The sequence below is a fragment of the Xanthomonas sp. DAR33341 genome, assembly GCF_003992815.1.
In the GTDB taxonomy this organism is placed as follows: Bacteria; Pseudomonadota; Gammaproteobacteria; order Xanthomonadales; family Xanthomonadaceae; genus Xanthomonas; species Xanthomonas cissicola.
In genome coordinates, this window is record NZ_QEYV01000033.1 from 41,261 (window position 1) to 57,318 (window position 16,058).

The window sequence follows — 16,058 nt, forward strand, 5'->3', positions numbered from 1 at the left end:
TGATTGATGCGGTCTTGGCCGAAGATGCGCCGATGATGGCGGTTTGCAAGAAGTAACCAGGAAATGTTGCGCAACCTTGGGTGTGGGCCTTTGCAACGGATGGACGCGATGGGGAAGGGCACGACGAACCCGGTGCGCGATGTCGGCGGTCGATTGCAGCGTTCTGCGGTATGTAGCGAATGGGGCTTATTGGCTCAGCACTGCGACTGATTGCGCTGCGCGTTGCCTGTCGTACGGCGTACGGCGTGCGGAGGTGGCGAGATGCGCGATGCGGGTGGCCTTACCCTCATCCGCCCCTTCGGGGCACCTTCTCCCGGCGGGAGAAGGGAATGGCGCGTTGCTGATGCGGTACTTTTCTGCGGCATGCGGCCGCGTGGATGCGCGCTGGATGCGCAAGCTAGCGCGACAGCAGACGTTTGGCGCTGCGCCGTTGTGTCTTGCCCTCTGTGCACTGCGGTAATGCTGCGCGTCGCGCTATCGCTACGGGTTGTCCATCGGCACGGAAGCGATAGCCTCGTGACGCACAACGCACAACGCACAACGCACAACGCACAACGCACAACGCACAACGCACAACGCACAACGCACAACGGCCTAGGCGGCACTCACCGTAGGCATCACGCACGTCGTGTGCGTCCGCTTACGCCCGCTCCGATGCGCGTGAAGCATGTTGCACCGCAGCGGAATCGATCGCGGTCAGCTGTGCGATCGCATCCTGCACAACCGCAGGCACGCTGGCATCCACGTCCACCGACACCACGTCCGCTTCGTCCAGCGGCAGCTCCAATGTCTGCAGCTGGCTGTCGAGCAATGTGGCTGGCATGAAGTGGCCTGCGCGGGTGCTCAGGCGGGCGGCGATCACGTGCGGGGCTGCGTGCAGGAACACGAAGCGCATCGGCACGCCGCTGTTGCGCAGCAATTGGCGATGCGCGCTACGCAGACCGGAGAAGGCCAGCACCACCGATTCGCCGGCCTGCACGCAATCGCGCAGCGTGGCCGACAGCAGTTCTACCCATGGCAGACGCATCGCGTCGGTGAGCGGTTGGCCGGCCGCCATCTGCGCGCGTGCTGCCACGCTGTGGTAGTCGTCTGCGTCCAGAAAACGGAAGCGGTAATGCGCTGCCAGCGCTTGTGCAATGGTGGTCTTGCCGCTGCCCGACACGCCCATCACCACGATGGCAAGCGGCGAAGCGGACGCGGGCGTGGCATGTGTGGCGGTGTCCATCACGTCAGGTTATATCTCTGGATCGATTCGGCATTCGAATGGATTTCACGTTGGCGGCAGCCGATGCGTGGTGTAGCGTCGGCGCTCCTCGCCAGGTGCGCGGGCACTCAGCGTAACGGCGTGCTCGGCCGGGTACAACGCATTTGAAGGTGTGTCGATGCCGTCATCGCCCGCAACGTCTCCTGCATCGGCGCGCCTGCGCTGGCGCGAAAAGCTGGGCTATGGCGCCGGCGATCTGGGGCTGAATCTGTACTGGGCCAACATCTCGGCGTTTTTGCTGATCTTCTACACCGACACCATGCACCTGCCGGCTGCTGCGGTCGGCACCATGATCCTCTTGACCAAGATCGCCGATGCGATCGCCGACCCGGCGATGGGTGCATTGGCCGACCGCACGCGTAGCCGGCTTGGCAAGTTCCGCCCGTATCTGCTGTGGGGCGCGCTGCCGATGGCCGCTGCTGGCGTGCTTGCCTACACCACGCCGGATCTGGACCACCATGGGCGCATGTGGTGGGCCACGATCACCTTCCTGGTGATGATGCTGGCCTACACGGTGGTGAGCATTCCGTACTCGGCATTATCCGGCGTGATTACCGCCGACAGCCAGCAGCGCACCGGCCTGATCAGCCTGCGATTCATCGGTGCGTTTGCAGGGACCACATTGGTCAATTACTTCACGATGGACCTGGTGCGCTGGTTCGGCGCAGGCAACGACGCGCTGGGATGGCAACGCACGATGATGCTGTACGGCGCGGTGGCGCTGGCGTTGTTCGTCACCGTGGCGCTGACCACGCGCGAACGCGTGCAGCCGCCGCCGCAACAACGCACACCGATTCGTCGCGACATCGCCGATCTGCTGCAGAACAAACCGTGGTGCGTACTGTTCGTGCTGTCGTTGATCATCATGATCACGATCACCATGCGCGGTGGTGCGGGCGTGTACTACCTCAAGTACTACGTACAACGCCCGGATCTGGTTGGCCTGTTTCTGGGCAGCTATTCGGTGGCCCTGGGCGTGGGTGCGGCCATCACGCCGCTGCTGACGCGGCGCTGGGACAAGCGCCAGCTGATGTTCTGGCTGATGGTGCTCGTCGGCCTACTGAGCTGCGCGATGTTTTTCGTGCCGGCCGATGCGGTGTGGGCGGTGTTTGTCTTGAACATGCTGATCGGCCTGGCGCTGGGGCCGAAATCGCCGTTGGCGTTCTCGATGTATGCCGATAGCGCCGACTACACCGAATGGCGCACCGGCCGCCGTGCCACGGCGATGACGTTCGCCGCGGCGACGTTTTCGCAAAAGCTCGGCGGGGCGTTGGCCTCGGCCGGCATTGCCTGGGTGCTGGCTGCGATGGGCTATGTCGCCAACACCGCGCAGTCCACCGGGTCGTTGACCGGCATCGTGCTGCTGCTGACCGTGATTCCGGGCGCGGTTGCACTGCTGGCGGCCTGGACCATGCGTTTTTATCCGCTGGACGACGGGCTGTTGAACCGCATCCAGCATGAACTGGCCGCGCGCAAGCGCGACGAACCGGAGCACCCCTGACCGTGTCTGCAACGCCCCACGCCACGTCCGATGCGCTGTCCAGCTTGATGGCGCCCAGCGCCGATGGCGCGCGCTATGCGCTCTACAGCCCTACTGCAATGCCCAATGCCAGCGGCTTCTTGTGGAACCGCCGCATGATGGTGCAGCTGACCTGCCGCGGTTATGCCACCGGCCAGTTCATGCAGCCGGAGCCATCGAAATACGCGCATGCGCCGATGCTGGAAGCGCGCAATTTCATGATGCCCGAGCAGCCGTACTACGCGCATCATCCTGGGCGGTTTTTCTATCTCAAGGACGAAGATACCGGCGCGCTGTACTCGGTGCCGCACGAGCCGGTGCGCGCGCAGCCGCAGGCGTTCGAATTCTCTGCCGGCAAGCACGATGTGCGCTGGCGGGTGCGCCACGACGACATCGTGGTGGAGTTGTGCGTTTCTCTGCCCACCGACGATGCGGTGGAGCTGTGGGAATGTCGTGTGCACAACGGATCCGGGCGCACACGCAGACTGAGCCTGTATGCGTATTTCCCGGTCGGCTACATGTCGTGGATGCATCAATCCGGCGGATACGAGCCGGCCTTGGGCGGGATCGTCTGCCGTAGCGTGGCGCCGTATCAAAAGGTGGACGATTACTTCCGCCAGCGCGATTTCAAGGATTGCACCTTCCTGCTGCACGAGCAGACGCCGGTCGCCTGGGACGCGCAGCAGATGGCATTCGAAGGCGAGGGTGGTTTGCACGCGCCATCGGCCGTGCAGGCCGAGCAGCTGGGCAACCACGATGCGCATTACGAAACGCCGGCGGCCGCGTTGCAATACCGGCTGACCCTGGACGCCGATGCGGCCAGCGTGTATCGCTTCGCATTCGGGCCGGCCAAGGACGATGCCGAAATCGCCGCTCTGCGTGCGCGCTATCTGTCCGAAGCTGGTTTCGCCCAGGCGGCGCGTGCATATGCGGACTATCTGCAGGCCGGCCGTGGCTGCGTGCAGATCGCAACACCGGATGCGGCGCTGGACAATCTGGTCAACCACTGGTTGCCGCGCCAGGTGTTCTATCACGGCGACGTCAATCGCCTGACCACCGATCCGCAGACGCGCAACTATCTGCAGGACCATATGGGCATGGCCTACCTGCAGCCTGCCACCGCACGCGCGGCGCTGTTGCATGCCCTGTCGCAGCAGGAGCCCAGCGGCGCAATGCCGGACGGCATCTTGTTGGTGGAAGGCGCCGAGCTCAAATACATCAACCAGGTGCCGCATACCGATCATTGCGTGTGGTTGCCGATCTTCCTGAGCGCCTATCTTTCCGAAACCGGCGATACCAGCATCCTGGGCGCGCGCGTGGAAACCCATGACGGGCAGCGCCTGAGCGTGGCCGAGCGCCTGGATGCAGCGATGCAATGGCTGCTGGATGCGCGCGATGCACGTGGGTTGAGCTTCATCGCGCAGGGCGACTGGTGCGACCCGATGAACATGGTCGGCTGGCGCGGCAAGGGCGTGTCCGGCTGGCTCACCGTGGCCACCGCGTATGCAGTGCGCCTGTGGTCGGAGATCTGCACCGCGCAAGGGCGCAGCGTGCAGGCGCAGACATTCGGGGAGGCGGTTGCCGTCATCAACGCCGACGCCAACCGTGAGCTGTGGGACGGCAACTGGTACGCGCGCGGCATCACCGACGACGGGGTGCGCTTCGGCATCGCCGACGATGTGGAGGGGCGCATCTATCTCAATCCGCAGAGCTTCGCGCTGCTGGCCGGCACTGCCGATGCGCAGCAACGTGCGGCGCTGCTGGAGGCGGTGCGCGAGCAGCTGCACACGCCGTACGGCCCGGTGATGCTGGCGCCGGCGTACACGCACATGCGCGACGACGTGGGCCGGCTGACCCAGAAGTGGCCGGGTGCGGCGGAAAACGGTGCGGTGTACAACCACGCGGCGGCATTCTATCTGTACAGCCTTTACCAGATTGGCGAGGCCGACCGCGCCTGGGAGATCCTGCGCGCCCTGCTGCCAGGGCCGACACGCGAGGATGTGCTGCAACGCGGCCACCTGCCGGTGTCGCTGCCCAACTACTACCGTGGCGCGTGGCATCAGTATCCGCGTACGGCCGGGCGTTCGAGCCAGCTGTTCAACACCGGCACGGTGGCGTGGGTGTATCGCTGCGTGCTGGAAGGCCTGTTCGGGTTGGTGGGCGAGGGCGATGCGCTGGCGATCCGCCCGCAGCTGCCCTCGCATTGGCCGCAGGCGCGTGCGAGGCGCCAGTTCCGTGGTGCGGACTTCGACCTCACGCTGACGCGCGAGCCGGGCCGCACCGCGATGGAGGTGCTGGTGGATGGCGAGCTCTGTCCGGAGCAGCGCATCGGCAACATCGCGCGCGGGCAGGTGTATCGGGTCGAGGTAAGGCTGCCCGGTTGATGGCGGGTCGCTCGCCGTGTCAGCACTGGCGGCGGCAATGGGTGGCTGAAGCAGCGGGAGCGCGCTCGCGACGCCCTCCTGCTGGCGTGCGTCAGCGTGTCGGCGCTGGCCCCAGATAGGACGCAGGCACCGGCACGGTGCTCAGCACGAGCTTCTCCAGGACGATGTTGTCGTCGATCCTGAAGACCTTGATCGTGTGCCGACCCTTCGCCACCGCGCCCATCTGCGCCGATACGAACACTGCATCGTCCCGTACCGCGGTTGCCCAGGCTTTTTCGGCGGGCGTGTTCTGCGCCCCGCCGGTCGGGTGCAGCTCCCAATTGACGGTGGTCACCGGACCGTCGTCGATGGAGACGCCGAGGCGGAGCGGCCCGCGGTTGGACGTCTCCAGTGTGGGCGCAAGATACAGGCCGAGCGTTGCAGGGCCCGGCGTGGTGACCACCACGTCGTACTCCACTGCGACACGGTCTTCGGCCGTGGTGGCAGGCTGCCCCTGCGGCAGCGCGACCAGGGCGCCCTGGGTGCGTCCCAGCGCGGGGATCGCCGTCCATTGCAGCCCCTTGTTGGCGATGACCCGCGAGAACATGGGCGCTTCGAGCGAGAGGACCCCTGGCGTTTGCGGCGCAGGCGGTGCGAACGCGATGGAGCGTGCGATCCGGTCGGGCGGCGTATCGCCGCCGACGCGGCTGATCGAGGGCATGGACTGCTGGGTGGGGTCGTTCCAGATCACATAGCTCATGTGGACCTGATTCATCATGCCGTCCCATTTGCCGCCGTTGATCGCGTGGTAACGCTGTGTCAGGGCCTTATCGCGCTCGAAGGTGGTTTCGACCATGTCGGCGAAGTAATTGGCACGTGCATCGTTGCGTGCGGCCAGGCGCTTGTTCCATGCGGCCGCGTAATAGAGCTGGTAGAGATTGGAGACGGCCGCGATGGGGTATTCGATCAGCTGGTAATAGGCGTCTTGCTGGTCGGCGGGCAAACTCGCCTTGACGCCGAGCATGCGCTGCTCGAGCGCCTGCCATTGCGCAACGATCGCGCCGAACTCGCCGCCATCCAGCTTGGCCGGCGCACCTTCGCCCAGGGCGAAGCTGTCCTGATCGACCAATTCCGGCTTTCTCCGTGCAACCAACATGCTGTAGCGGGTGATCAGCTCTGCGATACGCGCGGCATGCGCCGCGTCGAACGATTCCTGCGCCCATTGCTGCGGATACGCCGCAAGTGCGCCGGGCGTCATCGCTTCCGGATTCCAGGCCATCTTCAGGAAAAAGCTCAGTGGATATTCCATCGGCTTGATATCGCCGACGTTGACCACCCACAGTTGCCGTGCGCCGCGTTGATAGGCCAGATCCATCTGCTGCCAGATCTTTTCGATCTGATTGGTATTGATCCATTTGTAGTTGCGCGGCACCCCCACATAATCGAAGTGGTAGTACACGCCATACCCACCGGTGCGCTGCAGGTCGGTGACCGGAAGACGGCGGATCTGGCCCCAGTTGTCGTCGGAAAACAGCAGCGTGACATCGTCGGGAACCTGCATTCCGTGGTCGTAGTAGTCCTGCACTTCCTTGTAAAGCGCCCACACCTGCGGCGTTTGCGCGGCCGGCGCCTTCGTCACATCGGCAATGATGGCGCGCTGGTCGGCCACAACCTTTTCCAGCAAATGGCTGGCCGTGCTCTCGGCCATCGGTTCGTCGCCATCGCCGCGCATGCCCACGGTCACCAGGCTGTCGTAGCGTTGACCGCCGCCCTTGGACATCATCCGCGCAATGCCGCCCTTCCAGAAGGCGCGCAGGTTGGCGGCATTGCTGGTGTAGTCCCAGGCGCCGCCGCTGTTGGGAATGCTCTTGAGGTGCCACTCCTTCTGCGCGCGCATCATCGGCTCATGATGGGAGGTACCCATGACGATGCCCATCTGATCGGCCAGCACCATGTTGTCGGGATCATCGACATTGAATGCCTTGCCCCACATCGCCGGCCACAGATAGTTGGCCTTCATGCGCAGGCCCAGCTCGAAGACATGCGCGTACATCTTCGCATTGACGCCACCGAATTTCTTCGTCGCCCAGCCCTTCAAGGCAGGGTCTTCGTCGTTGATGAACAATCCGCGGTAGCGCACCTTCGGCGCATCGGACACGCTGCCGCGGGTGATGAACAGGTTGGATCGATGCGCCGTTGCGACGTCGGCGAACCAGTACCACGGCGACACGCCAATCTTTTCCGAGACATCGTAGGTACCGAAGACCGCGCCACGGCGATCGGCGCCGACAATGACGAGCGCCCGATCGATCTGCGGCGTGGGGCGATCGACGACAATTTGCGTGTACGCCTCCCAGCGCTGCAGCAAGGCGCGCCTGTCGATTTTCCCGGCGGCGATGAGCGCATCGATGATCGGACTCTGGCCGAGCGTGCCAACGATCACGGCCGTTCCGCGGACGCCTGCCAGATCGGTGCTCACGCCACTGGTGCGGCCGGCAACCCGTTGCAGGTCGGTTGCGAAATTGTCGGCCGCCGATCGCACCGCGGAATCGGCCGAGACATCGACCACGACCGTGGCAGGTGCTTCCGAGCGGATCAGCGCAAACGCACCGGGGCTGTCGCGTTCGCACACCGACACTGGCGTGGCACAGGCCCAGACACCGTCGGCGGCGAAGAGGCCGGCCACGATGATCAGCAGGGAGCGCATGCGCGACGGCGCACTCGACGAGATCTGGCTTCTTGCTTGAACGGTCATGGGCTCTCCACACATGCGGTGCTGGTTTCTGGATGGGTGCGACACGCGTATCGACGGCACTGCCAAGCGGCGGGCGCGGCCGATGCACCGCCGGTATGCGCCGCGCCTGCACGAGAGGGTGCGTTCCATCGCGTTGTGATGACGCGCATCGCGGTGAGGTGACTGCCGTCGCTGCAGTGCAGCAGTCATCGCATCACGCGGTGGCGCAAGCGATGGCGTTGCGTGGCAGGCACTGCTGTCATGCAAGACGACATCGAGCAACGAAACGCTTTGGGCACATCGTCCGACTCGAGATGATCAGAAAGTACGTTGCGTTAGCGCTAACATCAAGCTGCCGGCAAGCGCGGCTGCTAGGTGTAGGCGGCCATGTCCCTGCGCAGGTAGTGCCTCTCGCGGCCCTGTTTTCGCCGATCGAGGCGATGGCAGCAGCGCGATTCAACCGCGCTGGCATGTGTGAGCAGGCCATGGGCGCCGCACCGGTGGCGGCACACCAACCACAGATATGCCCGCAGTCCGCGCGGGCATGTTTGCGCGTCTGCGATGCCAATGCCCGCCAAGGCGGCGTCTGCGCATTCCACCAAGGCCTTGAGCAGCCCGGCAGGGCGAGCGCGCATGCCGATGCAAACCGCACGGCAGACCCCGCCCGGCCCGGATGCCGCGCTTGCACCGCCAATGTGCGCGACTGCGTACACTCCACCGCTGGCGCTGCGCCACGTCGGAGGACATGTTGGTCTCGAGCTGGATCCTGTTGCTGGTGTCCCTGGGTTACGCAGCCCTGCTGTTCGGGGTGGCGTGGTGGGGCGACCGCCGCCCGCTGTATCCGGAGCGGCCGTGGCTGCGGCCGGCGGTCTACAGCCTGGCGCTGGCGGTGTATTGCTCGTCGTGGACCTTCTATGGCGCGGTCGGCTCGGCGGTGCGCAATGGCATCGGCTACCTGCCGATCTATCTGGGCCCGCTGCTGTTGCTGCTGTTCGGCTGGCGCATCATCGAGCGCCTTGCGCTGATCGCGCGCGCCGAAAATACCGTGTCCATCGCCGATTTCATCTCCTCGCGCTACGGCCGTTCGCGCCGGCTGGCCGCGTTGGTGGCGGTGATCGCGTTGATCGGCATCGTTCCCTATCTGGCCCTGCAATACAAAGCGGTGGCGATGAGCCTGGAAGTGTTGACCGGGCATAGCAGCGCCGGACGCGGCATCTTCGCCGACCCGGCGTTGTATGTGGCATTGCTGATGGCCTTGTTCGCCACCTTGTTCGGCACCCGCCAGGTGGATGCCACCGAACACCACCGCGGCATGATGCTGGCGATCGCGCTGGAGTCGGTGATCAAGCTGGTCGCCATCGTGGCGGTGGGGCTGTTCGCGTGGCTGTGGTTGAGCGAGCACCGACTGCATATCGCCGATTCGGCGCGCACGCTGTTCGAGCACACGCCGTCGGTGGGCTTCATTTCGCAGACGCTGCTGAGTTTTCTGGCCGTGATCTGCCTGCCGCGCCAGTTCCACGTGGCGGTGGTCGAATGCAGCGACGTTGGCGATATCCGCCGTGCGCGTTGGTTCTTCGGCGCCTATCTGGTGATCATCTCGGCGATGGTGGTGCCGATCGCCTCGGCGGGCATCGCGTTGTTCGGCAAGGGCAGTGCGGTGGTGGACGATGCGGTGGTGCTGGCACTGCCGCTCAGCCAGGGCAATACGGTGCTGGCGCTGGTGGCGTATGTGGGCGGGTTTTCGGCGGCCACCGGCATGGTGATCGTGGCCAGCATCGCGCTGGCCACCATGGTCAGCAACGACCTGGTGATGCCGGTGCTGCTGCGTCGCCGCGGCAGCGCCGATGCGCGCGCGGCGGTGGCCTCGCGCGTGCTGTGGATCCGACGTGTTGCCATCCTGCTGCTGGCGCTCATTGCCTACGGATATCACCGCAGCGTCGCCAACGACACCACGTTGGCTGCGTACGGGCTGATGGCATTTGCCGCAGTGGCGCAATTTGCGCCCGGTGTGATCGGCGGGCTGTATTGGCGTGGTGCCAGCCGCAAGGGCGTGGAGACCGGCATGGCGCTCGGATTCATGACCTGGATTTACACGCTGCTGCTGCCGGCGGCCACGCGCGCTGGCTGGCTACAGACGGACTGGCTGGTGGACGGGCCGTTCGGCATCGCCTGGTTGCAGCCGCAGCAGCTGTTCGGCATGCGCGGCTGGGACCCGCTGGCGCATGGCACGTTCTGGTCGTTGCTGATCAACGTGGGCGCGATGATGCTGGTCTCCGCGCGCTGGCGTCCCGGGGTGGACGAGCGGCTGCGTGCAGCGCCGTTTCTGGACCCGTACGCGCAGCGCCCGGCGGTGGCCGGCGACTGGCCGGGGCATGTGCGCGTGGCCGATCTGCAGGCGCTGGCCGAGCGTGTGGTGGGCGAACGGCACGCGCATCGCGCTTTCGTCGACCAGGCCTCGCTGCTGGAACGCGAGCTGCAGCCCACCGTGGTGGCCGACCGCGCCTGGGTGCAGTTCACCGAACGCCTGCTCGCCGCCTCCATCGGCGCCGCCTCCGCGCGCCTGGTGCTGACCAGCCTGTTGCGCGGTTCGGGCATGGAACTGGGCGAAGTGGTGGCGGTGCTGGACGAAGCCGGCCAGGAGCTGCGCTTCAATCGCGAGATTTTGTCCACCACGCTGGAAAACATCAGCGCCGCGGTCAGCGTGGTCGACCCGGACATGCGCTTGACCGCCTGGAACCGGCGTTATCAGCAGTTGTTCGGCTATCCCGATGGCATGTTGTATGTGGGCCGGCCGGTGGCCGATCTGATCCGCTACAACGCCGAGCGCGGCGAACTGGGCGAGGGCGATATCGAAGACCAGATCGATCGGCGTATCCGGCATATGCGCGCCGGCTCGCCGCATGTGTTCGAACGCACCCGCAGCGACGGCAAGGTGATCGAGATGCGCGGCCAGGCGCTGCCGGGCGGTGGCTACGTCACCAGCTACAACGACATCACCGACTACAAGCGCGCCGAACGCGCGTTGCTGGACGCCAATGAAAATCTGGAGCAACGCGTCGCCGATCGTTCGCGCGAAGCCGAGCTGGCGCAACAATCCAAGACCCGCTTTCTGGCCGCGATCAGCCACGACGTGTTGCAGCCGCTCAACGCCGCGCGCCTGTTCGCCTCGGCCTTGCGCGAGAGCCATCAGAACAACGAAGAGCAACGGCATCTGGCCGAACGCGTGGATGCTTCGCTGCGTGCGGCCGAAGAACTGCTGGACGGCCTGCTCGACGTCTCGCGCCTGGATGCCGGTGGGTTGCGTCCCACGGTCGAGGATTTCGACGCCAGCGCGCTGATGCACGAGCTGGCCGCGCAATACGCGCCGGTGGCGGCCAGCCGTGGTCTTCAGCTACAGGTCCATGTGCGCGCGATCTGGGTGCGCAGCGACCGCCGTCTGCTGCGCCGGGTGATGCAGAACTTCCTGGCCAATGCGCTGCGCTACACGCGCCAGGGCCGCATCGTGCTGGGCATGCGCGGGCGCGGGCAGCAGGTGGAGCTGCAGGTGTGGGACACCGGCCCGGGCATTCCCGAACACCACATGCGGCAGATCTTCGAAGAATTTCGCCGCTATCAGCAGCCCTTCGATTGGGGCGAGCAGGGGCTGGGGTTGGGTCTGTCGATTTGCCAACGCATCTCGCGCCTGCTCGACCACGACCTGAGCGCGCGCAGCCAGGTCGGCCGCGGCAGCATGTTCTCGATCCTGTTGCCGCGTGTGGCGCCGGTTCCGGTGGCGCCGCCCTTGCCGGTGACGGCTGCACGTGCATCGCGCAGCGGCGATTCGCTGGCCGGCCTGCGCGTGCTGTGCGTGGATAACGACCGCGAAATTCTCGATGGCATGCGCGCGCTGCTCGGCCGCTGGCAGGTGGAGGTGATCACCGCCAGCACCGTGGACCAGGCACTGGAACGTGCGCGCGAACAGCCGGACCTGATGCTGGTGGATTACCACCTGCACGACCGCATGGATGGCCTGGACACGCTCGATGCCGTGCAAGCCGCCGCACCGGCGCCGATCGCCGGCGCCCTGCTCACGGCCGACGGCCGCGACGAACTCAAGCAGCTCGCGCGCGATCGCGGTTATCGGTTGCTGACCAAGCCGGTGAAGCCGGCCTCGTTACGCGCGTTCCTGAGCGCCTACCACGATGCAAAAACACGCTGACAGGTGCATCGGGCCATCGCCGCGACATGCGGGGATGCACGCGGCATCGAGCAAGCATCCCATGATGCCGATCGCGTGCGGGCCGCAATCCCTTGCAGCGTAGGAGCGCACCCGGGCGCGAGAGGCGTCATCGATAACGCCTCTCGCGCCCGGGTGCGCTCCTACAGCAACTTACCCGGCGCCGCTCAGGTGCTCGTAAAGAATCACGCTGCCGACGATCACCAGAATCAATCCACCCAACATTTCGGCGCGCTTGCCGATCAGATTGCCCAGCGCGCGGCCCAGCATCACTCCAGCAGTGACCATGCTGAAGGTGCATAGGCCCACCACCACCGCCACCACGCCGATATGCACATCGAGAAACGCCAGGCTGACGCCGACCGCCATCGCATCGATGCTGGTGGCAAAGCCGGTGGTGGCCAAGCCCAGCACGCCATGCCGTTTCGGCGTGTCGGAGGCTGCATCTTCGGCATCTTCCGGCCCGTTGCGCAGCCCGGCCACGATCATGTGCGTGCCCAATGCGCCCAGCAGCACGAAGGCGATCCAGTGATCGTAGGCAGACACATAACTGGCTGCGGCCCGGCCCAGCAGCCAGCCGATCACCGGGGTGATGGCTTCGATGCAGCCGAAGATCAGGCCGGCGCGTAGCGCGTCGCGCCACTGCGGTTTGCGCATCGCCGCGCCCTTGCCGATCGCCGCGGCAAACGCGTCGGTCGACATCGCAAAACCGATCAACACAATGGAAAAAGGAGACATCGACACTCTCGGGTTGGGCACGGTCACAACGGCATGCGCCCGCGCCAACCGTCGTCGTGCACGCATGCCGCTGGTCTCGCCAAACCGAAACTGGTTGCCTGCACCACGGCGCACTGGCCGAGTATGTTGATGCAGGCGCTTTCGATGACGAAAGTAGGCTACTCCCCAAGGGGCGCGCAGTGTACCAACGCATTGCCGCGTTCGGTGCGTTTGCACTGCACGCGAAGGTCGGTCTGATCTTTATAGCCGTGGCTATGCGGGCGCCGTGCGTGCTGCCTGCCCGCCTCTTCAAGCTGCCCAATATTGTGTGTATTCCTTTACATCGCAGACGTCGAGGTGCGGCGCGCAGGGGCGATGCGGCGTCGCGCAGGAGTGGGGCACCTGGAAATGCGCGTGGCAGGCGATGGCGCGCGTGCGCCGGTCGCGCACGTCGCTAGTGCAGCGCGCTGGAAATCTCGGCGGTTGCCGCGCACAGGGCCTGTAACGCCGCTTGCGGACTCACCAGCGCAGGGCGACGTTCGATGAAGGGCACCGTGAGCGTGTAGGTGGCGCTGCCGCGTTGCAGGATCGGTGCAGTCAGATCGACCACGCCGACCACCGCCTCGCTGGGCTGCATGGCATAACCATCGCGGCGCGCCTGCGCGGCGGCGGCCAGGAACTGCGCGCGCTCGAACGGCACTTCGCTGGCCTCGAGCATGTCCAGCCAGCGCGCCTGCACCTCCGGCTGCTGGAAGGCGAACAGCACCAGCCCGGAGCTGGAATGCGTCAACGGGCGACGATGCCCCGGGCGTACCACCAGGCCCAGGTCGCTGGGCACGTCCATTTGCGCGATCACCACGATCTGGTCGCCGGATGGCGCCACCAGGTGGCACGGCTGGTAGATCGCATCGGACAAGCGCCGCATCACCGGCAACGCGGCTTCGCTGATGCTTTGCACCTGCGGCTGCTGCATGCCGAGCATGAACAGGCGGTTGGTCAGCACGTAGTCGCCTTCGCCATCGCGCGTGAGGTAGCCGCGCTCTTCCAGCACCTGCAGCATGCGAAAGATCTCCCCGCGCGAGCGCCCGATGCCCTGCGAGATTGCGCCCATGCTCATCGGCTGCGCCTGGCGGGCGAGCAGCTCCAGGATGTCCAGGCCCTTGTCCAGGGCCGGCGCGCGGTACTTGGCGGGTTCGGTGCTCATCCGTTTGCAGGTCCAGGCAAGGTGCGGCGCGCCAGGGTACAGGCAACGCGGGGCGGGGTCAGGTGGCGCGTGTCAGTGCAAATATAAACAAAGATTTTATATTTGCATGGCGCTGGTCTGCGCAGTACGCTCGCTCGATTGCAACGCAAGCGCCACAGCCTTGGGAGGGGAACGGTCGCATGCATCACAGTGACATTGCCGCGTCGCCGCGCGGCAACTTGGCGCGCACCGCCATGGTTCCCCTGTTGTTGATTGTCAGCCTGTTCTTTCTCTGGGGCATGGCCAACAACCTCAACGACATCCTGATCAAGCAGTTCAAGAAGGCCTTCGAACTGACCGACCTGCAGGCCGGGCTGGTGCAAAGCGCGTTCTACATGGGCTATTTCGTGTTTGCGCTGCCGGCGGCGATGTTCATGCGCCGCTACAGCTACAAGGCCGCGGTGGTGCTGGGCCTGCTGCTGTACGCCTGCGGCGCCTTCCTGTTCTATCCGGCCGCGCAGGTGCACACCTACTGGCTGTTCCTGCTGGCGCTGTTCGTGATCGCCAGCGGCCTGGCGTTCCTGGAAACCACGGCCAACCCGCTGGTGACCGTCCTCGGTCCAGCCGATGGCGCGGCGCGGCGCTTGAACCTTGCGCAGGCGTTCAACCCGCTGGGCTCGATTACCGGCGTGCTGGTCGGCCAGCACTTCATCTTCTCCGGCGTGGAGCACACCCCGGCCGAACTGGCCGCGATGGCGCCGGCCGCACGCGAGGCGTTCTTCGCCACCGAATCGGCGGCCGTGCAGATGCCATACCTGATCATCGGTGCGGTGGTGGTGCTGTGGGCGATCCTGATCGCGCTGGTGCGTTTCCCCAGCGGCGCGCCGGATGCAGACACCGGCGGTGCGCCCAGGCGCGCACGCTTCAGCGAACTGCTGCGTAATCGCTTGTTCGTGTTTGCGGTGGTCGCGCAGTTCTTTTACGTGGGCGCGCAGGTCGGCATCTGGAGTTATCTGATTCGCTATCTGCAGGATGCCGTGCCTGGCACGCCGGAAAAAACCGCTGCGACCTATCTGACCATCTCGCTGGTGCTGTTCATGGCCGGCCGCTTTATCGGCACCGCGCTGTTGCGTTACCTGGCGCCTGCGAAGCTGTTGGCAAGTTTTGCCGTGATCAATCTGTTCTTGTGCGCGGTGGCCATCGCACTACCCGGGTGGACCGGGTTGTATGCGCTGGTGGCGGCGAGCGTGTTCATGTCGGTGATGTTCCCGACCATTTTTGCGCTGGGCCTGGACGGCATGCACGACGATGCCCGCAAGCTGGGCTCGTCCATGCTGGTGATGTCCATCATCGGCGGTGCCTTGCTCACGGCGGTGATGGGCGCGGTGTCGGACATGGCCGGCATCCACTGGGCGATGGCGGTGCCGGGTGCGTGCTTTGCGGTGATTTTGTCGTTCGCGTTGCGCGCCCGCCGCGTGGTGCCCGTCGTTTCAGGAGCCTGAGCATGCCGCGCCTTTGTTATGTGCTGGATCTACACGACGATGCGGCGCTGATCGCCGAATACGAGCGCTGGCATCAGCCCACCGAGGTATGGCCGGAGGTAGTGGCCTCGCTGCAGCAGGCCGGCATTCTGGAATTGGAGATCTTTCGCAGCGGCGACCGGCTGGTGATGCTGATGGAGGTGCGCGAGGACTACGATCCGGCCGTCAAGGCCGCACGCGATGCAGCCGACCCGCGCATCCAGGCGTGGGAGCAGTTGATGTGGCGGTTTCAGAAGCCGCTGCCTGGCAGTAAGCAGGGAGAGAAATGGCGGCAGGCCGGACGGATCTTTGCGCTGGGCGAGGCGATCGCCGCGCAGCGCTAGGCCGCGCCCTCATCCGCCCTGCGGGCACCTTCTCCCGCAGGCGGGAGAAGGGCGTGATCCGGCTCACGTGGGAGAAGGGCGTGATCTGGCGCAGGTGGGAGAGGCGCAGGTGGGAGAAAGGCGTGATTCGGTTTGGCTCGGGCATCTTGGGGATGGACCCATCGCCGGGCATCTGCAGTGCGCCGCGGTCGGCGGTTG

General features: G+C 65.5%; 9 protein-coding genes and 1 riboswitch. Of the genes, 5 read left to right on the forward strand and 4 right to left on the reverse strand.

From position 1 onward, the window contains the following. Positions 1 to 640: 640 nt before the first annotated feature. A complete protein-coding gene (locus tag EO156_RS15895; protein WP_016849814.1) occupies positions 641 to 1,225 on the reverse strand; it encodes a gluconokinase, GntK/IdnK-type in 585 nt (194 codons plus the stop codon). 157 nt (positions 1,226 to 1,382) lie between these two features. Here EO156_RS15895 and EO156_RS15900 point away from each other — a divergent pair, with 157 nt between their 5' ends. Beyond that, on the forward strand, positions 1,383 to 2,765 hold the full coding sequence (locus tag EO156_RS15900; protein WP_005930581.1) for an MFS transporter: 1,383 nt from the start codon (positions 1,383 to 1,385) through the stop codon (positions 2,763 to 2,765). A 2-nt stretch (positions 2,766 to 2,767) separates the two neighbouring features. Beyond that, positions 2,768 to 5,167: an NdvB protein gene (locus EO156_RS15905; protein WP_029829669.1), complete on the forward strand. Its 2,400-nt coding sequence runs from the start codon at positions 2,768 to 2,770 to the stop codon at positions 5,165 to 5,167. Positions 5,168 to 5,258: 91 nt separating this feature from the next. On the opposite strand, the gene EO156_RS15910 is transcribed toward EO156_RS15905, so the two are convergent. After that, a complete protein-coding gene (locus tag EO156_RS15910; protein ID WP_016849812.1) occupies positions 5,259 to 7,901 on the reverse strand; it encodes a glycosyl hydrolase 115 family protein in 2,643 nt (880 codons plus the stop codon). Positions 7,902 to 8,625: 724 nt separating this feature from the next. On the opposite strand from EO156_RS15910, the gene EO156_RS15920 reads away from it, so the two are divergent. Further along, positions 8,626 to 12,078 carry a PAS domain-containing hybrid sensor histidine kinase/response regulator gene (locus tag EO156_RS15920; RefSeq protein WP_029829668.1) on the forward strand — a complete coding sequence of 1,151 codons (3,453 nt, stop codon included), beginning with the start codon at positions 8,626 to 8,628 and terminating at the stop codon, positions 12,076 to 12,078. A 171-nt stretch (positions 12,079 to 12,249) separates the two neighbouring features. Here the strand turns inward: EO156_RS15920 and EO156_RS15925 are convergent, their stop codons facing one another. Then, a complete protein-coding gene (locus EO156_RS15925) occupies positions 12,250 to 12,834 on the reverse strand; it encodes a manganese efflux pump MntP family protein (protein WP_005930599.1) in 585 nt (194 codons plus the stop codon). A gap of 12 nt (positions 12,835 to 12,846) precedes the next feature. Further along, a riboswitch (yybP-ykoY riboswitch) is annotated at positions 12,847 to 13,007 on the reverse strand. A gap of 260 nt (positions 13,008 to 13,267) precedes the next feature. Beyond that, positions 13,268 to 14,017 carry a helix-turn-helix domain-containing protein gene (locus tag EO156_RS15930; RefSeq protein ID WP_003487644.1) on the reverse strand — a complete coding sequence of 250 codons (750 nt, stop codon included), beginning with the start codon at positions 14,015 to 14,017 and terminating at the stop codon, positions 13,268 to 13,270. A gap of 179 nt (positions 14,018 to 14,196) precedes the next feature. Here EO156_RS15930 and fucP point away from each other — a divergent pair, with 179 nt between their 5' ends. Both fucP and EO156_RS15940 read left to right on the forward strand, forming a co-directional pair. Continuing rightward, positions 14,197 to 15,498, forward strand: a complete 1,302-nt coding sequence (fucP, locus tag EO156_RS15935) for an L-fucose:H+ symporter permease (protein WP_016850361.1) — start codon at positions 14,197 to 14,199, stop codon at positions 15,496 to 15,498. Between the two features lie 2 nt (positions 15,499 to 15,500). Then, the gene (locus tag EO156_RS15940) at positions 15,501 to 15,860 is read left to right on the forward strand and encodes an L-fucose mutarotase (RefSeq protein WP_016850362.1); all 360 of its coding nucleotides are present in this window, start codon (positions 15,501 to 15,503) and stop codon (positions 15,858 to 15,860) included. The last annotated feature ends 198 nt before the right edge of the window (positions 15,861 to 16,058 follow it).